General features: G+C 41.1%; 25 protein-coding genes. All 25 read left to right on the top strand.

Annotated elements, in window-relative coordinates; genetic code table 11:
• Positions 1-95 precede the first annotated feature (95 nt).
• The 25 genes from MHB80_RS23085 to MHB80_RS22965 all read left to right on the top strand — a co-directional run bounded on the left by MHB80_RS23085 (position 96) and on the right by MHB80_RS22965 (position 24,078).
• A complete protein-coding gene (locus MHB80_RS23085) occupies positions 96-1,001 on the top strand; it encodes a sugar ABC transporter permease (protein WP_341279183.1) in 906 nt (301 codons plus the stop codon).
• A complete protein-coding gene (locus MHB80_RS23080; protein ID WP_341279182.1) occupies positions 1,001-1,825 on the top strand; it encodes a carbohydrate ABC transporter permease in 825 nt (274 codons plus the stop codon). The genes MHB80_RS23085 and MHB80_RS23080 overlap by 1 nt, the downstream gene beginning before the upstream one ends.
• 5 nt (positions 1,826-1,830) lie before the next feature.
• On the top strand, positions 1,831-4,365 hold the full coding sequence (locus MHB80_RS23075) for a hypothetical protein (RefSeq protein WP_341279181.1): 2,535 nt from the start codon (positions 1,831-1,833) through the stop codon (positions 4,363-4,365).
• Positions 4,366-4,400: 35 nt separating this feature from the next.
• Entirely contained in the window at positions 4,401-5,471 is a 1,071-nt protein-coding gene (locus tag MHB80_RS23070; RefSeq protein ID WP_341279180.1) for a glycoside hydrolase family 88 protein, read from the top strand.
• Positions 5,472-5,606: 135 nt separating this feature from the next.
• Positions 5,607-6,128 (top strand): DUF6886 family protein, encoded by a 522-nt coding sequence (locus tag MHB80_RS23065; RefSeq protein ID WP_341279179.1) that lies wholly within the window; start codon positions 5,607-5,609, stop codon positions 6,126-6,128.
• A 578-nt stretch (positions 6,129-6,706) separates the two neighbouring features.
• Positions 6,707-7,021, top strand: coding sequence for a hypothetical protein (locus MHB80_RS23060; protein WP_341279178.1), 315 nt, complete (start codon positions 6,707-6,709; stop codon positions 7,019-7,021).
• A 259-nt stretch (positions 7,022-7,280) separates the two neighbouring features.
• Positions 7,281-8,291, top strand: coding sequence for a hypothetical protein (locus tag MHB80_RS23055; RefSeq protein ID WP_341279177.1), 1,011 nt, complete (start codon positions 7,281-7,283; stop codon positions 8,289-8,291).
• A gap of 207 nt (positions 8,292-8,498) precedes the next feature.
• Complete coding sequence (locus tag MHB80_RS23050) at positions 8,499-9,197, top strand: HNH endonuclease signature motif containing protein (protein WP_341279176.1); 699 nt, start codon at positions 8,499-8,501, stop codon at positions 9,195-9,197.
• 134 nt (positions 9,198-9,331) lie between these two features.
• The gene (locus MHB80_RS23045; RefSeq protein ID WP_341279175.1) at positions 9,332-10,231 is read left to right on the top strand and encodes a hypothetical protein; all 900 of its coding nucleotides are present in this window, start codon (positions 9,332-9,334) and stop codon (positions 10,229-10,231) included.
• A 28-nt stretch (positions 10,232-10,259) separates the two neighbouring features.
• Positions 10,260-10,805, top strand: coding sequence for an O-acetyl-ADP-ribose deacetylase (locus MHB80_RS23040; protein WP_341279174.1), 546 nt, complete (start codon positions 10,260-10,262; stop codon positions 10,803-10,805).
• Positions 10,806-10,860: 55 nt separating this feature from the next.
• Entirely contained in the window at positions 10,861-11,481 is a 621-nt protein-coding gene (locus MHB80_RS23035; protein ID WP_341279173.1) for a hypothetical protein, read from the top strand.
• A gap of 128 nt (positions 11,482-11,609) precedes the next feature.
• On the top strand, positions 11,610-12,350 hold the full coding sequence (locus MHB80_RS23030) for an ATP-grasp domain-containing protein (protein WP_341279172.1): 741 nt from the start codon (positions 11,610-11,612) through the stop codon (positions 12,348-12,350).
• Positions 12,351-12,501: 151 nt separating this feature from the next.
• Complete coding sequence (locus MHB80_RS23025) at positions 12,502-12,864, top strand: hypothetical protein (RefSeq protein WP_341279171.1); 363 nt, start codon at positions 12,502-12,504, stop codon at positions 12,862-12,864.
• Positions 12,865-12,914: 50 nt separating this feature from the next.
• Complete coding sequence (locus tag MHB80_RS23020; protein WP_341279170.1) at positions 12,915-13,349, top strand: hypothetical protein; 435 nt, start codon at positions 12,915-12,917, stop codon at positions 13,347-13,349.
• Positions 13,350-13,980: 631 nt separating this feature from the next.
• Positions 13,981-14,355, top strand: coding sequence for a GntR family transcriptional regulator (locus MHB80_RS23015; protein ID WP_341279169.1), 375 nt, complete (start codon positions 13,981-13,983; stop codon positions 14,353-14,355).
• 3 nt (positions 14,356-14,358) lie between these two features.
• Positions 14,359-15,222, top strand: a complete 864-nt coding sequence (locus MHB80_RS23010; protein ID WP_341279168.1) for an ABC transporter ATP-binding protein — start codon at positions 14,359-14,361, stop codon at positions 15,220-15,222.
• Entirely contained in the window at positions 15,223-15,864 is a 642-nt protein-coding gene (locus tag MHB80_RS23005; protein ID WP_341279167.1) for an ABC-2 transporter permease, read from the top strand. It abuts the gene before it with no gap.
• Between the two features lie 141 nt (positions 15,865-16,005).
• Positions 16,006-16,179 (top strand): hypothetical protein, encoded by a 174-nt coding sequence (locus MHB80_RS23000; RefSeq protein ID WP_341279166.1) that lies wholly within the window; start codon positions 16,006-16,008, stop codon positions 16,177-16,179.
• Between the two features lie 349 nt (positions 16,180-16,528).
• On the top strand, positions 16,529-16,864 hold the full coding sequence (locus MHB80_RS22995) for a hypothetical protein (protein ID WP_341279165.1): 336 nt from the start codon (positions 16,529-16,531) through the stop codon (positions 16,862-16,864).
• Between the two features lie 56 nt (positions 16,865-16,920).
• Positions 16,921-17,382 (top strand): hypothetical protein, encoded by a 462-nt coding sequence (locus MHB80_RS22990; RefSeq protein ID WP_341279164.1) that lies wholly within the window; start codon positions 16,921-16,923, stop codon positions 17,380-17,382.
• Positions 17,383-17,464: 82 nt separating this feature from the next.
• Positions 17,465-17,626, top strand: coding sequence for a hypothetical protein (locus MHB80_RS22985; protein ID WP_341279163.1), 162 nt, complete (start codon positions 17,465-17,467; stop codon positions 17,624-17,626).
• Between the two features lie 212 nt (positions 17,627-17,838).
• Positions 17,839-17,970, top strand: a complete 132-nt coding sequence (locus MHB80_RS22980; RefSeq protein WP_341279162.1) for a hypothetical protein — start codon at positions 17,839-17,841, stop codon at positions 17,968-17,970.
• A 42-nt stretch (positions 17,971-18,012) separates the two neighbouring features.
• Positions 18,013-18,381, top strand: a complete 369-nt coding sequence (locus tag MHB80_RS22975) for a hypothetical protein (protein ID WP_341279161.1) — start codon at positions 18,013-18,015, stop codon at positions 18,379-18,381.
• A 161-nt stretch (positions 18,382-18,542) separates the two neighbouring features.
• On the top strand, positions 18,543-19,289 hold the full coding sequence (locus tag MHB80_RS22970; RefSeq protein WP_341279160.1) for a sulfite exporter TauE/SafE family protein: 747 nt from the start codon (positions 18,543-18,545) through the stop codon (positions 19,287-19,289).
• A 364-nt stretch (positions 19,290-19,653) separates the two neighbouring features.
• Entirely contained in the window at positions 19,654-24,078 is a 4,425-nt protein-coding gene (locus MHB80_RS22965; RefSeq protein WP_341279159.1) for a glycoside hydrolase family 3 C-terminal domain-containing protein, read from the top strand.
• The last annotated feature ends 127 nt before the right edge of the window (positions 24,079-24,205 follow it).

The following is a 24,205-nucleotide window of genomic DNA, read 5'->3' as shown; positions in this document are numbered from 1 at the left end:
ACAGTCTAAGAAGGCAATAATTAACAATAAAGAGGCGGCGGACCTATAGCCGTCAAGCCGCCTCTTTATTGAATCTATTTGAAAGGGGTAAGCAGATGAGCGGAGGTCAAAGTTTAAACCGTAAAAAACAGACAGGACAGACGAGGAAACTCGCCATTGCTCCTTATCTGTTCATTCTTCCTAACCTCCTGATCTTCGGTGTTTTTATCGTAATTCCCTCTTTATTGGGCTTGTATTATTCTTTCCATGTTTATGATGGCTTGAATCCAATGAAGTTCAATGGGCTCGGCAACTATATCAAGATTATTGGGGATAAGGAATTTTGGTCGACGATTGGACGAACAGGAATTTATGCAGCGATTGTCGTTCCGCTAATTTATGCAGTGGCATTAGGCATTGCTATGCTGCTTGCACGCGAGATTAGAATGCGCGGCTTTTTTAGGGCCATATTTTACTGGCCGACGATGATTTCTTTTATCATTGTTGGTTTGACCTGGAAGTGGATTTTTGGAGATTCATTCGGCATTCTGAATCATATGCTTTCTGTGATCGGAGTGGAGCCTGTCGGCTTCCTAACCTCGCCATTTTGGGCCAATGCGGCTGTTATTATCGCGACCGTATGGTCACGGGCCGGATTTTTCATGGTCATTTTTATAGCTGGCTTGCAAGCGATCCCTACGGATTACTATGAGGCCGCACGATTGGATGGAGCAACGGGAATCAAGGTGTTCCGCCATATTACTCTCCCGCTTCTGAAGCCTACAAGCTTGCTCGTATTCATGCTCGCTCTTATTGATGCGTTCAAAGCGTTTCCGCTTATGTTTGCGCTTACGGGCGGCGGACCGGGTAAAGAAACGACCTATATTGTTCAATATATTTATGAGATTGGTTTTACGAAGCAGGAGCTTGGTCTGGCTAGTGCGATGTCCGTGATGTTATTTGTCATTATCGGCGGGTTCTCTGCCCTGCAATTCCGTATGTCCAAGGGAGGTGCTGTTTAATGGAGCTTAGGCCTCTAACTAAAATTACCATCTACAGTATATTGAGTGTAGCAGCATTGTTTTGGCTATTGCCGGTATTATGGGTCGTCATTTCTGCTCTAAAAACGAATACGGATCTGTACAGTTATCCTCCTAAGCTATGGCCGGATCCTTTAACCTTCGAGCATTTCAAGGCGGCGTTCAGCAAAGGCAATTTTGGCTTGTATTTCAAAAATAGTACGATCGTGACGCTGTCCTCAACGATATTGCTGCTCTTAATCAATTCCATGGCAGGCTTTGCACTCGCAAAGTACCGCTTCCGCGGCAGCTCTATCATATTGATCGGTTTTATATCCACCCTGATGATTCCGATTGAGGTCATTATGATTCCGATCTTTAAGGTGCTGAGCGCACTTGGCATGTATAATAGCATGCTTGCGATTATTATCCCTCCCGCAGCAACGCCAACCGGGGTGTTCCTGATGCGACAGTATTTGCTGACTGTACCGGATGAGCTGCTCGAAGCAGCACGTATGGATGGAGCGGGGGAATGGAGAATTTATTGGAGTATTATTCTTCCTATTGCCAAGCCTATTCTTGCTGTACTGGCGATTTTCTCCTTTATGTGGAGATGGGATGATTTCCTATGGCCATTAATAGCAATTAGTGATCCAGCTAAATATACGATTCAGCTTGCACTTTCTAATTTTATTGGAGAATACAGTGTGGACTGGGGAAGCTTGCTTGCCATGTCCGTAATCACGATGATTCCAGTGCTTATCGTTTTTCTCGTTTTCCAGCGCTATTTTGTTAACGGTATGATTACTTCAGGGATGAAAGGATGATTTGAGTGTCTGACACCTTATCTTATAAGCCAATGAAATTGGGCAAAAATCAAATGATTAATCATTGGATGATTAGCGGGATTTATACGCAGCCTGTAAAATTTGTCCCGACGACGATGGAGGGAGATATTAATGATTGGCTTATTGAGGGTTTTGCCATTCATGAGAATCCTTGCCGCAAGGAATTTGTAGAAAATCGGAGAATGCAGCCCCCGGCTCGCTTCTTCGATCAATGGAGTGAGTTTCCATCGCCTGGAGACACACCGAAGGGAATAGAGGATGGAATGCCTTGGGAGATTTATTCCCCTTGGAATAATCCGAGAGTAGAGAGATCGGGCTTTTGGTTCGTTCCCACTCATCTTCGCAGCTATGCGGCGACACGGCTAGTATCGCCTACTAGCCATACTGCCTCATTACGGGTGAGAACCTATGGCAGCTTGGCGCTGTGGATTAATGGCCAGCTCGTGACAGACTTTGCCCCGCTTACCCGGAACAAGGAGCAGGAAACCATCATTGAAGTCCAGCTTACGGCCGGAATCAATGAAATTTATGCCTGCTGGGAGGATCTTGCCGAACGGGATACGATGTATGCTTTCGCAGTGGAATATTTAGGCGGCGAGGCATTGAATATTTCCTTGCCTATCGCTCCCGATCTGGTGCAGCTCGTGCAATCGGCAGAGCAAGCCCTTGAACAGGCTTATTTTCCTTCAGATTTTTTTAAAGGGGAGGAGATTAAGCTGCGGCTTCCGCTCCCCTTTCCTGACATCGTTACTGAGGCTAATATTCAGTATGGCAATTTTTTTGATGGGACAGAAAATAAAACGATACGCATAGCTGAGGGTGAAGCTGATTTGACCTTGGCACATACCAATGAAATCGGCCATCATTACGTTTATTTCACATTAACCATCTCCGTTTCAAACGTTGTACTGACGAAGAAGTTTGGTTGTCAATCCTATGATACGACCTATGATGAGGCTGCTCAGAAAGCCGCGGATATAGAAGCACGCAAATCCCTCGCCCTTCTTTGTATTGCCGAGAAGGGGAGTCCTAATATACACAAGGCCATCGCCATGCTGAAAACAGGAGGAGATACCCAGGCGGCGGAGAAGATCTTGCTTGATGGGGTAGAAGGGGTAGAACAACGTAAGGATTGCAGTGACTTCTACCTGGTCGGGCTATTCCGCCTCTGGAGAGATGAGCGAAATAGCGGATTGTTTACGGAAGCGTTCTGGGATCGAGTGAAAGCAAGTATTTTGGGCTATCGCTATTGGATTGATGAGCCTGGCGATGATGTGATGTGGTTTTTCAGTGAAAACCATGCCCTGTTGTTTCATACCAATGAGCTGCTGGCTGGCCAGCTGTTCGGGGAAGAAACGTTCGGCAACAGCGGGGAATCCGGTGAAGTACACCTGCAAAAAGCAGAACAGAGGCTTGCGTTATGGTTCGAGCGCTTTTTTGATGAAGGACTGGCAGAATGGAATTCCAGCGCCTATATCCCTATTGATGCGGTAGGGCTGCTGCATATTTATGAATTTGCCCATAGTGACGAGCTCAGGGAGCAAGCCAAAAAGGCAATGGACCTATTATTCTATTATATTACCGTCCAAATGCATCAAGGAGTCATGACTACGACATTCGGCCGCAGCTATGAGAAGGAATTGCTGGGCCATTATGCAGCGGGAACGACATCAATGTGCTGGATTGGATACGGAGTCGGCAATGTAAACAATTATTCGATAAGCAACGTCGCGTTGTGTTTATCAAATTATGCGCCTCCAGCAGCGTATCAGGAGCATTTGCTCCTCGGGGAAAAACAGCACTTATTGTTCATCAATCAGCAGGGCAAGGGCGGTTACGCCCAGCTCTATCATAATCGGACTGCGGAATACACCTTGTCTTCCATTATTCGGTTCCGCCCAGGCAAGCAAGGCTATCAGGAGCATGTCAATCATTTATCGCTGTCTCCTGAGGCGCAAATTTGGGTGAATCATCCGGCAGAAATATATAAGCATGGAGATGGCAGGCCTTGTTTTTGGGCAGGCAATGGCATATTGCCCGATGTCGTTCAGCATGAGAGCATAGCGTTAATGATTTTTGATATTCCGACTAATCAAAGCTCAGATTGGACACATGCTTATTTCCCTTCCTATTCCTTTACAGAATGGGCAAGGGAGGAAAACTGGTATTTTGCCCGTCTGGATAAAGGATATGCGGCCATCTATGCTGCCAATGGGGCAGATATGGAGACAGCTGGGGTGACGAAAGAGCGTGAGCTCATCTCGCACGGCTTGCGCAATGCATGGATTATAAGGGCAGGCAGCGAGCAGCAGTTCGGAAGCTTCAGCCACTTTAAAAACCAAATGTTAGCTGCAAGCCCGCAATTCGATAGTCAAACCTTATCTCTTACCCTAGCAGACCCGAAATATGGTCAAATTCAATGGGGAATGAATAAACCTTTCCTTATAGAAGGAGAGAAAATCGTACACGGTGGTTATGGCGTGAGGGGGCAATTGCAGCTGCTGGACATGGAGCACTGAGCCTGAGGCAACAAAGCAAAGGAGCGAAAACGAACATGCTGAACAGAACGATGCTGCTGGAGAAAATAAGCAAGGTATCCCATGCGATGGAGTCTATGGAAAACACAACAATGGATGAGCAGTTTCCAATTGGACTAATTGATATTCACTTATGGGAATGGCCGCAAGGTGTTGGTCTATATGGCTTGCTTCAGCTTTATGAGGCAACGAAGGATGCCGAGGTGCTGGGATTTCTGGAGTCCTGGTACAATGCCAGACTGTTGGAAGGATTGCCGGAGAAAAATGTGAATACCTGCGCTCCGCTCCTTACGCTGATTTCGTTATGTGAGATTACCAAGAACAAGGAATATGAGCTTGTCTGTGAGGAATGGAGCAGCTGGATTATGGAGGGGCTGCTGCGTACGGGAGATGGCGCGTTTCAGCATATGATAACCGGAGATGCCAATGACGGGCAAATTCTAATCGATACCCTTTTTATGACGGTTCTATTTTTGGCAAAGGCTGGGGTGTATTTTAATAAACCTGAGTTTGTGGAAGAAGCCAAGCGCCAGTTCCTTGTGCATATCAAATATTTGTATAATAAGAAAACCGGATTATTCTATCATGGTTGGGATTTTAACGAAAATCATAATTATGGCGCTGTCCATTGGGGCAGAGGCAATGCGTGGTACACAGCGGGAGTAATTGATTTTCTTAATATCGCACCGCTAGAAGAAGGGCTGAAAGCCTATTTGCTGGATACGGCGACCGCTCAAATCAGAGCACTGAGCAAGCTTCAGGAAGAGGATGGCATGTGGCATACTGTGCTGGATGACCCGCACTCTTACAAAGAAGCCTCGGCAACGGCGGCGATTGGCTACGGCATTCTCAAGGGAATTCGGTATGGATACTTGGATGAATCCTATCGTCAGACAGGCTTGAAGGCACTTGAAGCTGTACTGCGGCACATTGATGATAAAGGAGTGGTACAGCAGGTGTCCTACGGAACTCCTGTCGGCCATGATGCCCAGTTCTATAAGGATATACCGCTTAGCCCGATGGGCTATGGACAGGCTCTAGCTTTGTTCGTCCTGATAGAGGGCTTGAACGCTGCTGCCGCCGAATAATAGCAAGGTTTGCTTGTGGGGAGGATATGGGAATGAAAGTTCCTGTATCCTCCCCTTTTGTGTGATTTTATAGTAATATTATTCCAAGTCATGTGGACGAAATTAATTAAAATTCATGAGTATTGGAGGAAGTCGATGAAGCTGTATCATTTTAGTGAAGAAGATAATATTAGTATCTTCAAGCCAAGAGTAAAAGAAAATCGAAAAGATATGCCACCCGTTGTTTGGGCAATTGATGACGAGCATCAATTTACATTTTTCTTCCCTAGAGACTGTCCGCGAGTCATCTATACGAAGAGTAATAGTATTACCGAACAGGATTTTATAAGGTTCTTCGGTACAACGAATGCTGATATTGTAATAACCGTCGAAACAAATTGGTACAAAACAATAATGAATACAACTCTATTTAGATATGAATTACCGATTGACTCATTCTCACTATTTGATGAGACCGCAGGTTACTATATTTCAGATAAGGAAGTAAAACCATATTTAATGACAACCATTAATAATGGTATAGAAAAACTAATGGAAATGAATATTGAAGTGCGATTTACCCCGAACTTAAATAAACTTCGAAATGAATTGTTGAAATCATCAATAAAAGACTTTGGAATACATAAATTTGATAATGCTATAAGAACGATTAGATAATTCGAAGACGAGGTAACTGTGTATAACACTGTAGTCATGCTACGTCACTATCGCTCCTTGATCCAGCAGAAGTGAAGATAGGGAAGAGGATTTAGCTACACATGCGGGTTATGAATTTGATTTGCCACTATTATTCAATGAGTGTAAGAGAAATGATCTACCAATGATTACAAATACCTGTTTAGATACTAAAGCGTTATTTTCATATTTATATCCAGAAGTAACGGAAATCATTTGGACAGATTATTTGATCAAATATTATAACATCCAGGATAAGGATCTACGAAGGCATGATGCACTAGGTGACTGTATTTTAATTGGACGGATTTTTTTGAGAATCATCGAAGAGCTGCAAGCTAGAAACATAAATGATATCGAGTTTATAGATCCAGTAATCGTTAAGAGATTTCAGATCAAACCATTAGTGTAAGCTGCTCATGAAAGACAGCAATCCCAGATTACACTGTGTTTGCTCTGCAGGCATATGCCCGTTGTCTTCACATTATTAAGTCGATGGGATATCGTGAATACGAAAGCGTTAGATGACAGAGCGAGAAGTCTTATATTGGAGGAACTCAATGGAGTTATTTATTAAAGAGAATGGTACAGCTCATGAAGATTTAATCGTAAGTTTTAAAGAAATGGACTTATTAGTCATTGCTGATACCTATTATTTTGAGATAGAGGATACGATACAATCTGAAAGGGATGGCTTTTGTAACATAGCTGCATCGTTAAAAAGTCTATTATCATACTGGATTGAAAACATAATTAACCTCGGTAGTAAAGAAGAACGCTACTTACCAATTGATTTCTCAGATCAATATACAGGATGTTTTAGAATCAGAAGAGTTAGTACTCAGCAAATAGAAATTCTTATGGTTATTCTTTAAGGGAGAGATGGAGCGTCTGTCCATCAGATCCCAGAGAATATGCTATATCAATCCATGATTATAAAGAAACCTCGAATAAATTATTAATAGGACAGGATGAATTAATAGAGCAAATAGTACGATCTCAAGAACGGTTGTGAGTAGTTTAGTGAAGATAAATTCCAACATAATACCAGATTCATGTTTTTCCATGTATCTCTTTGTCTGGCAGAATTTAAAACATGATCATTAGAAATTAAAAGAGGTGAAATTAATCTTTATGCAAATAATAAATCAGAAAGTTGAAGTCTTACTCCCTATTTTTTCATCGTTACCATTTAAACACGATCTTAATGAAATCATTAAGCAAGTTATAAATGAGTTAGTTTCTACAACCTTTTTATTTCCAATAGAAGCAGATCAACTAACAACAAATCAAGTTAAAGTAAGTTTTAACTTGTTGGATGAAAGCGATATAAGAATAAATTTGTGCAAAAAGTCCGTAAGGAAAAGATTTTTTCTCTTAGCACATACTGAATTGGAAATTATAGATGAATTAATTGAAGGAATCGAAGAATGGAATGTCCCGAGCATTGATTTATGGAGTAAGATTTCAGTGGATCATTTCGTTAAACGATTATACGATTTTATTATTAGTATTAACATCGCACGCGTAGGTTCTCTCCAACTTGATCAGGGGCTTATTTTCATTGACAATTTAATATATAAGGAGACAGAAATGATGATCAACAATTTTCAAGAAGTGTTATTTTTCACACAAAAAACAAAATGGCCAGTTCTTGAAGAATTAGAAATACATACTGTTTGGAATTGGATTACAGCTAAGGTTGGTTTTCTTGATGGAGTGGGTGGTACACCTGTTGAAAGAGCACTCACAGCACTAACATATCTTTTTGGGTCTCATAGTGAATCAAATGAAGGAATGGATTTATTTTTTACAATGATAGGTTTGGAAGCACTGTACTGTTCGAGTAATAATGGAATTAAGGAGCAATTATTAGAAAAGTCACAGGTTTTTTTAGGTGCACAAAATGAATACAAGAAATTATTTAAAAGTATGTATGATTATCGATCGAAATTTATACATGGAGGGTTGAATTTTCCTGGTAAGTACTATTTCTTTGAAGGAAGCGATGAGTTTGATAAATTTTCAAAAGAATCTTATGATGTCACCTTAATGGCCCAATCTGTACTAATTGCAACGCTACAACAACTTTCAAAGCGAAATATGAATGAGTTAAATTTTAAATATTCATTAGTAGATGGTTGATTTTCAAGAAAAATAATAATTTTAGTTATTCAGAGAGAACAGTAGCATCGCAAAACAAGGCAATTACTTTGTGGACTGATAAGTTGCACTTTGGTACGTACCAGGGAATTTAAGGAAGTGGAAATAGGCGGACGGTACCGCACTTAGTCAAGGGAATTCCGAGAAAACTAGAATTTTGTGATAATTTAGTAGAAAGAAGGACGAATTATGGCATTCTCGGAGAAGGTAAAGTTAGAAGCTAAAAAGAAAGCTTGCTTTCGCTGTGTTATTTGTCAAAAACCATTTGTTGAAATTCATCATATAATTCCTCAAGCCTATGGTGGGAACGATAGCCTTGAGAATGCTGCTCCATTATGTGCTTCTTGTCATGATCTTTTTGGAGGGAATCCAGAAAAGCGGAAACAAATAAGAGAAATGAGAGATCATTGGTTTGATCTGATGGAGAGAAGGTTAAATGGAGAAATTAATTTATTAGATCCAATTACTGAGAATCCGGATAATATAAATATGTTAAAAGATAAAGGGGTAGCGTTATACCATTTAGTTTATGAACATGAAGATTTTGAAACATCTGCATCAATACTTGTGAAATTACTGCAAACCGCTCAAAAACAATTTCCAAACCAAAAGCGATATCTTTATATGGATATTGAAGGACATAAAAATGTTTTGGGTGGCTACGATCATGATATGTTTGAGTTGCAAAATGAGTTTACTTTAGGTTTTTTAATGCAGTACTTAACAAAAGCTAACATACCATTGATTAATGTGATCAATAATAAACTCCAAAGAAATGATGTGCCGATGGAGTTTGAAATATGCAGCGATGAAAAAGAAGTTTTAAAGAAATTAAAGAAGGAATCCCGTAATAAACATTTTGTAATTTATCCTTTAGAAGTTGATTAACTTTGCATAATACCGTATTCAAGCTCCGATCAATGCGGTTCTCCTTTTGTCAAATGATTTTGATAACTAAGCTGGATGATTACCAAAATGTTATAATAAATCAACGCAAAGAAAATATGACAGTGGTGAACTCAATGAAAAATTTATCAATAGAACAATTTGCAAAATCAAGAGAATTTATGATGAGCCAAGGAAGAGAACTTGAGAAAGCGTTATTTAAATTTGAATTTGAGAGCGGTTCTACAGATAACGTCGTTATGGAGTTAACCAAGTATCAGAATTATGATGGTGGATTTGGCAAAGGACTTGAGCCGGATTTGCGTTGTGATGTTTCATCAGTGCTTGCAACAACTACAGCTTTACAAATTCTATCTGGAATGAAAGTTTCGAGAGAGCATGAATCCATTGCTAAAGCAATCAATTACCTAGCAAATCAATATTCAAGAGAGCATATGGGATGGGAGATCATCCCTGTGGAAGCAGATGAAGCCCCGCGGGCAATATGGTGGAATTATCAAGGGCATAGGCCACAATGGGGAAATCCGAATGCAGAAGTATTAGGCTATTTGTATCAATATAATAAAACCTTGCCTGATCATATAGTGAAAGAAATTACTGTGAAAGCAGAGCAATATCTAGACAATTGTGAAGAACTAGAAATGCATGAAATTTACTGTTATCTGAGATTAGCTGAGCGAATGTCGGGAGAACGATTGAATCATTTTACGAAAAAACTAGAGCATTTATTGGATTTATGTGTAGTTGTTAAACAGGAGGACAGAAAGGGCTATTGTGCTACTCCCCTGCAAGTCGTTGACTCACCGGAGTCTCTTTTTTATCATAATTATTCCGAGGTTATTCCAGCAGACCTTGACGAGATTATAACTAATCAAACTGGTGAAGGTTCTTGGCAACCTAACTGGAACTGGGGAAGATTTGAGGAAGAGTGGAAGTTAGCTGAAAAAGAATGGGCAGGTATTATTACTTTAAATACGTTAAAAACGTTGAGAGCATTTAATAGAATAAGCGATTGATCTGGAAGCATGAAAGGCAGGCTGAGAAATGAGGAAAGAATTTAATTCGACAATCATCGAATTGATATATGGGGACATCACAAAGTCTGAAGTGGATTGCATTGTCAATGCTGCAAACACCAGTTTACTTGGTGGTGGAGGCGTAGATGGGGCCATTCACCGTGCTGGTGGAAGTGAAATACTTGAACAATGTAAACAAATAAGAGCCAGACAAGGCGGTTGTGCTGTAGGAGAAGCTGTAATAACGACTGCTGGTAAGTTGCATGCAAAGTATGTCATACACACAGTGGGTCCGGTATGGAACGATGGAAAGCTTAATGAGGAGGAAAAGCTGCAGAGCTGCTACATAAATAGCTTAGAACTAGCATGTAAGCATAATATAAGAAGCATAGCTTTTCCTAATATAAGTACAGGGATATATCGATTTCCCAAAACCGTTGGAGCTCAAATTGCGCTGACATCAGTCAAACATTATATTGAACTGCATCCAGCCATAGATAAAATACAGTTCGTTTGTTTTGATGAAGAAAACTATCAGATCTATCAGAAGATGCTTGAAGAATTATGTAAATAAAAGGAAATCAATTTTTGGGAGAACGAAAAGAACACTTGCAAAAGAGGACAAAATTATGGGAATTGAAAATTTATCAGATAACATTATTAAATTAAATAGATGTCTTCATTCTTTTAGAGACGATTTACTACCAAATGAATTAGCTCACATTTCAATAACAGGGAAAAACGAATCCTTTATTAGGGATAAGCTAATGTATTATCTTAGTTTAGAATATAAAAATTACGCAGTTTCTAGGGAATATTCGAAAGATAGACGTAAAGTTGATATTTGTATTTTGGATAAGTATAAAATCTTAGAAGCTATAGAATTGAAAAGTTGGTACAGCCATGATGTATTATCTTTAGATAACAAGGTTTTCTTAGAGACGGAGAAAGATTTTATTAAAATGAATCAACTGTTTGATTCTAGTGTGCTCAAAACAGCTATTATCATATTTACTCATATTAGAAGTACAACAGATTCCTCGTTACATAAAGTTGTAAAATATCAAAACGTAGTAAATAAGCATATTATGAGTCATGGTAATACTCTTATTAATGACGTCGATACATATATTCGCAATAGCTTCGAAAAAGGAACAATGATCAAACAAATAAGCATAGATGGAGGCTGTGCTTATAACACAAATGTCGATGTGAATATTTATATCATTCATAAATCTTTAGTAAGCTAGTAGTCCCTTTGTATTACCAAGTATTGATGCTTCGGGCCACTCGGCTGACGGGCTAGTGGGAGTTAGAAGGAGATTCGGGATGGTTTGGAAGCCATAAGTGTTGAAATAGAAAAGGAGAGTTGTACAGGATGAAAGCATATATACAGGCAAATAAAAACGGAGAGTTCTACAATGTGAATGCTTTTATTGCTAACGAAGGTTTTACGTCATTAGGGTGGGAGACCATTAAGTTTAAAGATATAACAGAAATCAAAGAAAATAATCCAGAAGATTTAGTAGTTGGCGGAATTGGTAATGTGAGAAAGCGCCTTGAGATTTTAGGTGTAGAAAGGAATCAAGGAGAAATCGATTATCCGACTTCTTTATCTCATTATTTTGGCAGAAAAATATGGACGACAACTACTCAAGAGCTTTTTGAAAATAAACAGAACTGGAACGTTTTTATAAAGCCAAAAGACATAACGAAAAAGTTTGCTGGAACCGTTGTGAAGGAATATAAAGATTTTATAGGTTTAATTGCAGAAAATGAGGATACGAATATTTGGTGCTCAGAAGTTGTTGATTTTACAACGGAATGGCGTTGTTTTATACGATACGGACAAATACTTGATATCAGATATTATAAAGGTGCTTGGGATTCAAAATTAGATTTAAATATTATAAAAAGTGCGGTTAGGGATTTTATTGATGCGCCAGCTGCATATGGGATGGATTTTGGCATTGATGAAGAAGGAAATATGAAGCTGGTAGAAATAAACGATGGTCATTCGCTAGGGAGTTATGGCATCAGTCCTCTGAACTATGCGAAATTTCTTTCAGCTAGATGGTCAGAATTAACAGGGACTACGGATTATTTAAGAAGCTTATAGGTTAAGGCGTATCTTATCTGGCTCCGGGCTACAAAGACGCACAGCTTTACTATCAGATATACTAGTGGAGAAGAATATTCAGACAACACGCGACCCGACCTAAGATAAGAGTTATCTAGGGCCGGGTTATGTTGTAGATGGGGAACGATATATGAAAGGAACGGAAAAAATGAAATTTATATTTGAGAACTTTTCATGTGATGTTGATGTTTTTTATAAAGAGGATGACATTTTATTAAGGTTTTATGATAGTTCAAGAGAACAAGAGGAAGAAGAGATTATCAACTTAGTTATAGTTGACCCTGGATTTGGGTATCTTTGTTTAAAAGTTAAAGGTGAAGCAGCCTTGCTGAGTGGATATTTAGATGAAAGTATTTTTCAAACTAATGAAATTGTAGAAGCCGCTATTACTTTTATAGAGAATCTATCACCAAATACGAGGAACAGTTATATTCCAAGCCATGTAGCACGATTTAGACGAACAAGTTTTATTGAATATAATGGTGAGTATTAAATTAAGAATTAACGAAATCGATTCAAATCATAAATAGAAGGAATGGTTAAATGAAAGGAATTATTGGATCCATTTCTATTTTCATTATTTATTTGTGCTCAGGAATCTTCTTAGGAACTTGGCCGTTTAAATACGGATATGAGTCATGGCTAATTTATTTAATTTCTTATTCTATAATTTCTATAATGCTTTATTATTCGTCAAAAATCGTGAATAGGTTTAGAGGCATAAAAGGAATAATAATTTTTTTGATTTGGGTTTCAATTTCAACCATTTATGGAGTCATTAAAATGAAAGAAGACCATGATCTATCTATTTCTGGAGACTGGAATAAGTTCTTTGGATGGGAGTTTGTCTTATGGGAAGTTGGAGTTCCAATATATATTGGAGCTTCTAATTTAATTTTTATTGTTGGATTTTTTTCTATCCGTACTGTAATTTTAGTAAATAATCTTCGAGACGATAGTAATAAGAGAATTAGGTAGTCTAAATCTATGAAGGAATTTATTACAAATTGGCAAAGCAAGAAGACGGAAATCGGATATTGGTTATCTCAGGATACATGATGCAGATACAGAGAATCAAGGAAATCAAAACATATAGCGATACATCCAAATCATAGAAACAAAGGGTTAGGCAGCAAATTGTTGGGTGAAATAAAGAGACTTACGACATCAGCTCTTATCATTGCTGAAAAAGATAGAGAGGCAGTAAACTTTTATAAGAAGAATGGGTTTATCACCACTAGTTTATGAAAGAACAATACTTCCTTGCTTTAAAAATGACGATGTAAGCTTCCTTTTCCTATATTTTCTAATATGCAAATCTCATTCATGCTTACGGCATGGTAAACCCCTATACGCAAACATTATTCCAGCCTTCTCCATAATCAATTGTTTTGTCTCTCCGCGAAATAAACGCATCTTGTTCCTCGCTTACCCTTCTCGAAACCCGAACGGTCGATCCAAATTCGCTATGATTTCACTTGAATTTCAATGTAATAAAAATGAGGAACAGGGTGCAGGGGAAGTTCACTAGGATGTTCTATTGAAAACTGTATTGTAGTGATATATAATGTACTGAAACGATAAGTACATTGTTGGGAAGTGAGCTTGATTGGAAATTATTATCAGCAGCAACTCGAGTAAGCCTATCTATGAACAAATCACAGCACAAATCAAAGCGATGGTGATGCAGGGAGAATTAAAAACAGGCGACCCGATTCCGTCTATGCGCTCGCTCGCCAAGACGATTCATGTAAGTGTAATTACAGTCCAAAAGGCATATGAAGATTTGCAACGAGATGGGTTTATTGAAACGACAGTTGGACGAGGCAGTTTTATATCTGCACAGAATCGGGATTTTATACAAGAAGAGCAGCAGAAAAAAATTGAAGAGTATTTAATGCTGGCTGCGGAAACCGCACGAACAAGCGGCATAAAATTAGAACAGCTTACAGAGCTACTAAACATGTTCTACAAGGGGGACTAGTCGATGAATTATTGTTTGGAAGTTAAAAATCTGTCGACGGCCTATGCCGGATCTGATTTTCATTTGGATAATGTTTCTTTTTCAATTCCTCAAGGAAGTATCATGGGATTTGTCGGGGAGAATGGAGCAGGCAAGACAACGACGTTTAGTTCAATTTTGAATACAATCAGGAGAGACAGCGGAAAGATCGAAATTTTTGGGGAGGAAATGACAGATGAGCAACCGGACATTCGCAACCATATCGGGGTTGTGTTTGATGCCATTAATTTTCCGGGGGATCTCACTGCTGATAAGTTAGCTGCAGTGTTCAAAGATATTTATCAAAAATGGGACGATGATCTCTTTCAGAGTCTAATTCGCAGACTTCAGGTGCCTGCTCACATTAAAGTAAAAGACTTGTCGCGTGGCATGACGATGAAATTGGCCACGGCAGTGGCTATGTCGCATGGAGCAAAACTGTTGCTGTTGGACGAGGCGACTTCCGGACTTGATCCTGTTGTCAGAGAAGAGATGCTGGATTTATTTTTAGAATTTGTGGAAGATGAAGAACATTCCATTCTCATGTCTTCCCACATCACCAGCGACTTGGAAAAAATTGCAGACTATATCACATTTATTCACAATGGAAAAATCATTTTAACAGAGAAAAAAGATACGCTTTTATACAAATACGGGATTGCTCGTTGCAAATCGGAGCAATTTCAGATTATTGACAAGTTGGAGTACCTCGCATACAGGAAAAGAGGACTGCAGATCGAAATGTTGATCTCTGACAAAGCTATGTTTGCCAAAAAGCATCGTGAAATCATCATTGATGATATAACCATTGATGAAATTATGTTGTTATTAGTCAAGGGGGATCAATAAATGAGGGGACTGCTACGCAACAATTTTTATTCCATGGCAAGCAATATCCGACTTTCCTTAATAATGGCTGGATTTTTATCATTGGTTCCTTTGGTTTTTAAGGAGTCGGGCGCGATTCCCATGATTTTGTCCATACAAATATTCCTATTTGTTGTCAATACCGGTACCTCGCTGCGAGTAGATGAAACTTCTAAATGGAACAAGTTTGAACTGACGCTGCCAATCAGGCGTCGTACCATTATCGGGGCGAAGTATGTGTCATTTACCTTACTAATCCTCCTTGGTGTGATGATGAGTTTGCTTACGCTTGGCATTGTGTACGTTGCAGGTTTTGAACTCGATCCGAAAATTGTGATATATAGTTATGGATTCGGGTTGACGTTGTCGATCACATTAGTGTCTTTGATGTATCCGATCATGTTGAAGATCGGCACGGGAAAAAATGAACTTGTCGTATTTTTCTCGGGCTTTGCTGCGATAGGGATGATGTTGGTACTTGCCGCATTACTGGCCCCTGTTACAGGAGGCATGCAGCTTCGTCACCCGCTGGTTGGTATGATGTCTTCGTGTATGGCAACAATCCTGTTTGTCATATCCTATTTTGTGTCAGTCCACATTCATCGGAAGAAAGAATTCAAGTAATGTAAGAGTAGCGGTATCGTTGGTAAGTGTCAAAAGGCCTTCCAACGCCGCCACTACTTCACGCGGAATCGTAGTCGCTATAAGCAGGCATTCTTATTGAATGCAACCTACATCGGATGTTGGTAATTAGGGAGGGAAATAATGAAGCTATTATCTACAATCGTAATTATTTTAACCGTAGGAGTATTCATTTTTTTAAAGATTTTTCAAGATTCAATTCCTAAAATTAATGAGCCAATAACTAATATATTCGTATTAGTAGTCTTTGTAATTTCTGCTGTTATATATGGTGTTTCAAGAATTAGAAAAAAATAGGTTCTTCACCGTTTGCAATGCAACGAGCAAAATAACAGAGGAAAACCCCCATGCCATTGGTCGTGAGCTGCAGCGATGGCTACAGGAAATTAATGGGTATGGAATGGCGCGAGAAGGGTAATAATCACAAGCATGCAGTTGGATGTTTAATCAATGGGCTATTGAGGGGAATACGGTAAGTTGTAATAATGAACGAGTAGATAAGGGAACCGAAGCCGATTTGAAGCGGGCAACGGCTCCTTTTTTTACTGTAAAATTCTAAATTTGGTATACTGAAATAGACTGAAAGATTATTCATGTATGCATCGGTTTTGTAGATTGTATAGATGAGACATTTGAGGGTGATTATATGTATGACTATGTAAGTGTACATTCGGATCAGTATTATAGCAAAAAGATTAGAACAGAAATTATTGAAGCTTTTTTTGTTGAAACCTTACATTTTGAACTAACCAGTCGATTAAAATTCTCTAAAATGATTTGTGGTGAGCTAGTTACTGCACAAGGTATTTCTGCCAATCAGAAAGGAAACTATGCTTTTGATACTTTAGATGATGTTAAGGAAATAAATCTAATTGAAATAGATATCCCCCAAGCAAGCACCGTGCAAATGGAAGACGAAATTAAAGAAATCGTGTATGCAATAGCCGAAGAATTTTCATGGATCGTGGATTTACGGGAATGATTAGGGAGTGGAGCAGCATGTTGGAATGGAGGAGCGACATTTGAAGGAGGATAAGCGTGTCTATAATCAATCACATTAAGGTCGAAAAGCTAAAAAGCAAGTACATACTAGATGAACATGATTGCCTGACTATTGATGGAGTAGCTTTAGATATAAAGCTACATGAAATATACCCTAACGAACAATTTTTAGGATTAGTTCCAGTAATCGTAGATTGGCTAAATTTTGAAGAGGAAAAAACACTGGTTCGTTCACGCTATCACTCTAATGAGAAAATGAAAATTCTCCCTATTTTGATGTGTCCAGATGATTGTGATTTCTATTGCACGTTGATTGTAGCAGAAGTCATGCTGGAGGATGAAGAAGTTATTTGGAATCGAATTGGAATGGATGCAACGAACATAACAAATAGCATCGAAGAGGTTGGAAAAAAAGTGCAGTGGCTTGAGCTAATGCCTATCTTGAGATTTAAGAAGACGGATTATTACAAAGAGCTAAATTTAATATACGGCCTCTAAGCAGCGAAAGCGAATACAAAGAGATGACGCTAAGCCTTATATAAAATTCTAGTACTGTGCAGGACTGTGGAGGGAAAAATAAATGGGGATGGATTTTACAGCTTATCAGGCTCATTACTTGAATGAAGCACCTTTATTCAAGAAATTATACGACAAAATCCAACAGACAATAGAGAGTGGCGACTCTTCTTTGATGATTCAACTGCGACCCACGTTATTAGCGGACCAGGCGGATTTGGTTTAACTTTATCAGAGAAAGTATGTCTATTTAATCATTTTATTAGATGGGGAGCATTCATAGTAAATCCTAAAGCGCAATTCGTTTTACGAAATGTTTGTTATGAGCTTAAAGCCTATTTTAAATCGTCATTTGTTATTTATGTACCAGACAATGCTGCTATGGAATCTGTCATTATGGATTTCATATGGAAAGATCAAAACCGGGATATTGAATACATGAAAGATTGGCTATTGGAGAACTGCGGAAAACCTAAGGATAAAATTAGAGATATTTATAAAAAACAAGGACAGTCTTGGGTGTATGATGGATACTATATCGATTATTTTCAAGATTTTAAAAGCTTATAGAAGATGAGCTTAGGCATGATTTAACGACCGGGAGGAAACCCAATGCTTGTCGTTCACTGGTCACCAGTAAGCAACACAAAAAATATTTTGAAAAATGGAATAGCAAAAAGTCAAAACGGAGTGTACTGTTTCCCAGTGACGGGACATCTTTCTTTGGATCGCTGGTGGATGAAGGCATTGAAGAGCTTCAAAAGAGATGGCAAGCGATATAACGGTTTTATTTTCAGAGTGCAAGAGCAGGATTTACCAGCTTATTTTAATCATTTTATAGGGGCTACATCAGGTGATAGATTTGAGAAGCCTATAGCAACGCTAGCCCGGCTAGGGGAACAAATGAAAAACACAATTGTTTGGCGAATTGGCGAGAGATCCGTATGGCATACATACTTGAGGACTACCAAATCGTATTAACGAAATCAATCGAGGCGAACCGTATCATTCGGGTAATACCGCCAACGGAGCAATTCGGTACAAGATTATATAAAAACAAGAAACAGAAATATGATAAGGGCCAATGGAAGGAAGCCCAGCGCTTCGACTAATGGCTCATTTTTGGAGCATAAGGAGCTTTTATGGACATTGAAATCAATATGTTTCTCATCATAGGCATATTTATTGTGCTGGCAGCGGGGTTTGTTCAAGGATTAACGAGCTTTGGCTTCGCGTTAGTTACCATGCCTTTTTTGGTGAAAATGATTCCGCTGCAAGAGGTCGTTCCGATCGTTGTCATCCTCAGTCTATGTACAAATATTATCGTACTCCTAAATAGTTGGCGGCATGTAGCCATTCAGAAAATATGGATATTAATCCTTTCCAGCCTATTGGCTGCCCCGCTGGGAACCTTTTTGCTGGTCTATCTCCGTGCAGATCTTTTAAAAGGCTTTACGGGAATATTAATTATTGCTTTTGCCGGCATACTATTATCAGGGAAATCCTTCCCTGTCCGTAATGATAAAATCGCTTTTATACCTATCGGCATGACAAGTGGGTTATTAAATGGAAGCATCTCGCTCAGCGGTCCTCCGGTTGCTTTGTTTTTATCCAATCAGGGATACAGCAAAAATGAATTTAGAGCCAACATCACGGTTTACGGCGTTATTTTAAACATGATCACAATCGGTACATTTTATTATAGCGGCCTGCTGACTCCCAAAGTGATGATGTACACATCGCTATTTGTCCCAAGCATGTTAATCGGTGTTTTCATTGGCATTATAGCGATCAAAAAGCTAGATGACCAGCTGTTTAAAAAGCTGACCTTGTGGCTTATCATCCTCTCGGGGTTGTGGACGATTCTGGGTTCGTTGAAGCTCGTGTAGAGTAACCTGCATGTAAATATAATATAAACACAGGGATATCGGTTTTTCGCTATTAATGTGATGGAAGGCTACTTTTAAATATTTAATTTGCCCAAGGGGGGAATTCCTTCCTTGGTTATTTGCGATTTTCAAGCTCGATTTGAACAGTACGATTTTTCTGCGCTTCGGAATTCGAGCACGTAGGTTAGGCTAGTAGGACTACGCCTGAGTTGGTCATTATTGCGCATCATGCTGCATAATAAAATTTTTCACAAACTAAAAATACTGCACTACAACGTAAAAACAAAGTGTACTGCCACCACAGCTATAATAAGTTCAGGTTATCGTGAAAGCGATTTCTTTATATAGAGAGGGAGGAAAAAAGATGGTTAAATTACAGAATGGAAAGAGATTGGGAAAAAGGGTATTGTCTGTTTTTACCGTTATAACTATTACGGCAGGCTTAATGACGCAAATTGGCCCGGTGTCCTATGCGGCGGAAACGACAGTCGTATTCAAAACACAAAGCGGAGGGGTATTCAACGGCATGCCGTTGTTCGACGGTAACCCGGAGCATTTGGATGATTTCGTGGATACTTATTTTAATTATACCGGTCTTGAAGGACCGGCCGTGTACGTTACTGGCTCTCGCAATCATTATACATTGAAGAGAGGGGCTCATGCAGGTAATGTTATTCCGGGTGCTCTGTCTGCTGCTGATAATGTACAGGGCATTTCTACCGATTTTCCTGCTTTGGTTGGCATGGGCCAGACCTGGAACAAGGAATTGCTTGGTGAGATTGGCAAGGTTATTGGCAACGAGAAGATTAGTCAGCTCAAGGTAAAGCAAGGTGAATCCAATATTCATGGAGGAGCTAATGCCTCTGCGAGCGTAGCTTTTACTGTGGTCAGCGATTTGCGGATTAATCCGCTTAGCGGTCGCTTTGATGAGGGTTTTGCTGAGGACGCTTACATGGCGGGTACGCTCATTGATAAAATGGCTACCGGCCTGAGCGGTATCGACCAGCCCGCAACGAATGATGGCTTCTGGATGCGTGCGGCGGTTGGAACCAAGCACTATTCGGTCTATAATGCACAATGGTTCCGCCAATCGGCGAGCAATAGCGCTGGGGCGAGAGCGATGTTCGAATACCAAACTAAAAGTGCGCTCAAGGGGCTGGAGTCGGGAGCGGTGGCCGGAGTCATGACCTCGTTTGGCCGAACGAATGGGATTCCAAATATTTTGTCGCCGCTCCAGCTTCATGCTAACGAATTTTCGAAATACGGCGTATATAGCTCGCCGGATTTTAACGGCGATCAGCATGTTTCCACAGGAAATCAATTAGGCAATGGCTACGATAATAATTATGCGGTGGATCGTGCGCATGCAACGCTGTTGATGGCAATGGCGAAGGCGAGTGCTGGCCGTCCATCTCCATCGGTTGACAATGCCAATATTGACGTGGCTGAGCTTGTTGCGCTGGTCGAGCAAAACGAATACGGCATTACGACCGAGGACTTAATTGAAGCAGCTCGCCCCCATGTAAATCAGCTCGTTCGTCTTGGTATTTTCAATGAAACGGATGAGAACGGTATTCCAACCATGTACCCCTTCGCACAGGATGCCAAGGATGTCCGGCAGATTCCGGCAGCTTCGTACAAGGATGCTGAGCATCAGGAGGTTGCACTGAATGCAGCACAGGAAAGCATTGTGTTATTGAAAAACGACGGTACATTGCCGCTTGTCAAAAACCAAAATGCTGCCGTATCGGGCATTTACGCGGACTCTCGGTTCAAAACAGTTTATTCGGTAGGTGTTACGCCAACGGATATTGCTAACTCGGGCAACTCGCCGTTGCTTTCCATAATTAAGGCGAATGGAGCCAACCATGTTCATTATACGAATGGCAGCGAGGTTATCGCCTTGACTTCCAAGCTGAATGGTCAAACCATTAAAGCTGATGTCGATCAGCCTAATGCGATGGAGCAGGGATCTGCACTCATCATGTCGGCAGAAGCTGTCGATCCGCAAAATCCAGCGCAGTTGTTCCAGGTTTATGATTGGGGACAAGAAGGTTCAAGCTTGTTGTCGCTTTACAACAATCGTTGGGTAACATCACCAGCAGCTGGGAGTACGGCAGTGGGCAATACGGATGGCACAAAGCTCAACTTGACTGCAAACGACTGGAACCTTGCAGAGATGGTGGGAGAAACCAGCGTTATTCCGCCAAGACTGCGTATGGAATCGAATGCTGATGATACGGTTTCACTCGTAGCCAACGGTTACCGCACGGGATTCTCTGGAGACTTCACAAACTTTTACTATAGCAACGGCCGCTTCGTTACAACGGGTGACGATGCCTCACTCAAAACCGCTGCCGACCCTCTTGGAACGAAGGCTAATGCAGCTGTCCGCCCTGATGCTGTCAAGTTTGAGAAGACAGTTGTTCAAGAGGTCGGTGCAGAAGCAGCCGCGCGAGCTGACATTGATGACTATGCCGTCGTATTCGTTGGCGCGGTTCCCCGTCATAGCGCAGGGGAAGGCAATGAGCGCTCAAGCTTGAACATGGGTGACGCTGATTACAAGCTGGTAGACAAGGTTTCCTCCGCATTTGCCGCCAAGGGGAAAAAGACGGTCGTAGTTGTCAAGACAAGCTTCCCTGTTGGATTGGAGGAGATCCAGAATAATCCGAATGTATCGGCGATTGTATACCAGCCGTATGGCGGGCAATACGACTCCTATGCGCTTGCTCAGGTGCTCTATGGTGATTATGCGCCTACAGGTCGTTTGACCTCAACATGGTATAAGGATATGTCAGTCTTCCCGACTATTAACAAGTACGTCATCCCGGAGGGCAACAAAACGACGACGCTCGATGACATCGACCCGCGCTTCCAACTGGATATGACGAATGCTGATCCAATCGAGTCCGAGCTTACCTACATGTATACGAAGGCACCGGTGACGTATTCCTTCGGCTACGGGCTGTCATACAGCTCATTTTCATACAAGGGCTTGTCCGCTCCGTCAAGCGTTAGTGGCAATGAACCCTTCACGGTATCCGTACAAGTCAGAAATGATGGGGCTGTGGCAACCTCAGAGGTCGTACAGCTATACGTGAAAAACAACAATGCGAGCTATGGCAGCCATGCGCCGCAGAAGCAGCTTGCATCGTTCGAAAAGGTATACATTGCACCAGGTGAAAGTAGAACAGTGGAGCTTACAGTTGATCCGAAGGACTTCGGCATCTGGGATGTGAACAGCAATCAATTTATTGTAGAGAACGGTGACTATACGCTTGAGCTTGGCTCATCTTCCTCCGATATTAAGGCGCAGCATACGGTCCATGTACAAGGACAGTCGCTTGCCCAGCTTTCACTGGCGCAGCCTTTCAACGTATTTGACCATGCCTATGCAGCTAATGAGGTTGTGTATCATGAGGTATCCAAAGCTCATACTGCTGCTGAATTGAAGGAGAAAGCGGTAGTTGGCGGCTACTATGCCGTTACATCCAAACAAAATGACTCGTGGGTAGCTCTTCCAAAGGTTAGTTTGACAGGAGTGAACAAGGTGAAAGCCTCTGTTGCATCGGATGCGGCAGGCGGAGTCATTACGCTTCATGCGGATTCTCCAAGCAGCGCGCCAATTGCGACCATCACAGTACCGCAAACACAAATGAACGCTTACAAAATTAATAATGCCAATGTTCAGGTAAAAGAGCTTGGCTATACTGATGTAGAAGTGGATGTAAGTCTGGACAATTTAACTGGTATCCATGATCTGTATGTGGTATTCAAAGCACCTGATATTCGCATTGACAGTCTGGCCTTTACGGCAACGGCAGCACCGACGCCTACGACGACACCTACGACGTCTACGGGTACATCAGGTTCGGGCACAGTTGTTCCAACGCCTACGCCAACAGCAACCCCGACGCCAAGCGCAGCTGCAACGCCAACGGCAGTTATGGTTGCTCCGGGCTCGGAAAGCGATGCCGCTAAAGTTGCAAAAATCAGCAAAGCAGGCGTGAAAGTGACAGGTGAAGCGGTCGCCATCACCGTTTCGGGGAAACAAGGAAACTACGCAGAGGCAACAGTGAATGCGGGAAAACAGACTGGTCAAAGTGAACTAACCTTGGCCTTGGTCGGTGCAGATGGCAAGCTTACGCCGGTACCAAGCAAGGCAACGATCGATCAGGATGGAAATACGGTCATTAAAGCGCTTGTATCATCAAGCGGAACCTATGTAATAGTGAGCTCCACGCGCCGATTCACCGATGTTCCAGGAAGCGCATGGTTCGCCCACAATATAGAAAAAGCGAATGGACTACTGCTGATTAATGGCGTATCCGAGACACAAATGAAGCCTGCGGCATCCACGACTGCCGCCCAAACACTGATGGTGGCTCTGAATGTGCTTGGTCTAACACCTGAACAGAAAGCAGGTGATACGAAGTGGTATGACGCTGTAGTAAGATCCGCATCTGATGCAGGACTTATCGAGAGCGCAGCCTTTCAAGCTGAAAAAGCGATAACGCGCGAGTCTATGGCAGAGATTTTAACGAATGCTCTGGCCTACGCGGGATTTGATACAGAGCTAAGCGCTTCAGAAGCCAGTGCGCTGCTTGCAGACTTTAAGGATGCTGCGAAGCTGTCGAACGACAAACGTAATGCGATGGCTGTAGCTGTAAAATACGGTATCTTCAAAGGCACTCCAGATGGCCGTCTGCTTGGTGCTGCTACACTGACACGTGCAGAGCTTGCCGCGGTTGCGCTTAGAACGTATGAGGCTGTAACTAGCAAGCTGTAACTAGCAAGCTGTAACTGGCAGTCTGTAAGAAGCATGAAGTAAATACAAGTAGAGCATCAACATAAAATGAAAACAGGCGCTGTACCCAAGCTCGTTCGAGATGGGGCAGTGCCTGTTTGGCGTTTAG

It is taken from the genome of Paenibacillus sp. FSL H8-0537 (genome assembly GCF_038051995.1).
In the GTDB taxonomy this organism is placed as follows: Bacteria; Bacillota; Bacilli; order Paenibacillales; family Paenibacillaceae; genus Pristimantibacillus.
The sequence above is the reverse complement of the archived record's forward strand: the minus strand, read 5'-3'. Positions and strand labels throughout refer to the sequence as shown.

Bases quoted from the DNA above. Each gene is read 5' to 3' on its own strand.
- MHB80_RS23030 (WP_341279172.1), top strand. From the start codon at position 11,610: ATGAAAGCATATATACAGGCAAATAAAAACGGAGAGTTCTACAATGTG.
- MHB80_RS23055 (WP_341279177.1), top strand. From the start codon at position 7,281: ATGCAAATAATAAATCAGAAAGTTGAAGTCTTACTCCCTATTTTTTCA.
- MHB80_RS23010 (WP_341279168.1), top strand. From the start codon at position 14,359: ATGAATTATTGTTTGGAAGTTAAAAATCTGTCGACGGCCTATGCCGGA.
- MHB80_RS22975 (WP_341279161.1), top strand. From the start codon at position 18,013: ATGCTTGTCGTTCACTGGTCACCAGTAAGCAACACAAAAAATATTTTG.
- MHB80_RS23065 (WP_341279179.1), top strand. From the start codon at position 5,607: ATGAAGCTGTATCATTTTAGTGAAGAAGATAATATTAGTATCTTCAAG.
- MHB80_RS22995 (WP_341279165.1), top strand. From the start codon at position 16,529: ATGTATGACTATGTAAGTGTACATTCGGATCAGTATTATAGCAAAAAG.
- MHB80_RS22985 (WP_341279163.1), top strand. From the start codon at position 17,465: ATGGGGATGGATTTTACAGCTTATCAGGCTCATTACTTGAATGAAGCA.
- MHB80_RS23035 (WP_341279173.1), top strand. From the start codon at position 10,861: ATGGGAATTGAAAATTTATCAGATAACATTATTAAATTAAATAGATGT.
- MHB80_RS23070 (WP_341279180.1), top strand. From the start codon at position 4,401: ATGCTGAACAGAACGATGCTGCTGGAGAAAATAAGCAAGGTATCCCAT.
- MHB80_RS23085 (WP_341279183.1), top strand. From the start codon at position 96: ATGAGCGGAGGTCAAAGTTTAAACCGTAAAAAACAGACAGGACAGACG.
- MHB80_RS23020 (WP_341279170.1), top strand. From the start codon at position 12,915: ATGAAAGGAATTATTGGATCCATTTCTATTTTCATTATTTATTTGTGC.
- MHB80_RS22980 (WP_341279162.1), top strand. From the start codon at position 17,839: ATGAAAGATTGGCTATTGGAGAACTGCGGAAAACCTAAGGATAAAATT.
- MHB80_RS23060 (WP_341279178.1), top strand. From the start codon at position 6,707: ATGGAGTTATTTATTAAAGAGAATGGTACAGCTCATGAAGATTTAATC.
- MHB80_RS22970 (WP_341279160.1), top strand. From the start codon at position 18,543: ATGGACATTGAAATCAATATGTTTCTCATCATAGGCATATTTATTGTG.
- MHB80_RS23040 (WP_341279174.1), top strand. From the start codon at position 10,260: ATGAGGAAAGAATTTAATTCGACAATCATCGAATTGATATATGGGGAC.
- MHB80_RS23080 (WP_341279182.1), top strand. From the start codon at position 1,001: ATGGAGCTTAGGCCTCTAACTAAAATTACCATCTACAGTATATTGAGT.
- MHB80_RS22965 (WP_341279159.1), top strand. From the start codon at position 19,654: ATGGTTAAATTACAGAATGGAAAGAGATTGGGAAAAAGGGTATTGTCT.
- MHB80_RS23005 (WP_341279167.1), top strand. From the start codon at position 15,223: ATGAGGGGACTGCTACGCAACAATTTTTATTCCATGGCAAGCAATATC.
- MHB80_RS23045 (WP_341279175.1), top strand. From the start codon at position 9,332: ATGAAAAATTTATCAATAGAACAATTTGCAAAATCAAGAGAATTTATG.
- MHB80_RS23025 (WP_341279171.1), top strand. From the start codon at position 12,502: ATGAAAGGAACGGAAAAAATGAAATTTATATTTGAGAACTTTTCATGT.
- MHB80_RS23050 (WP_341279176.1), top strand. From the start codon at position 8,499: ATGGCATTCTCGGAGAAGGTAAAGTTAGAAGCTAAAAAGAAAGCTTGC.
- MHB80_RS23000 (WP_341279166.1), top strand. From the start codon at position 16,006: ATGAAGCTATTATCTACAATCGTAATTATTTTAACCGTAGGAGTATTC.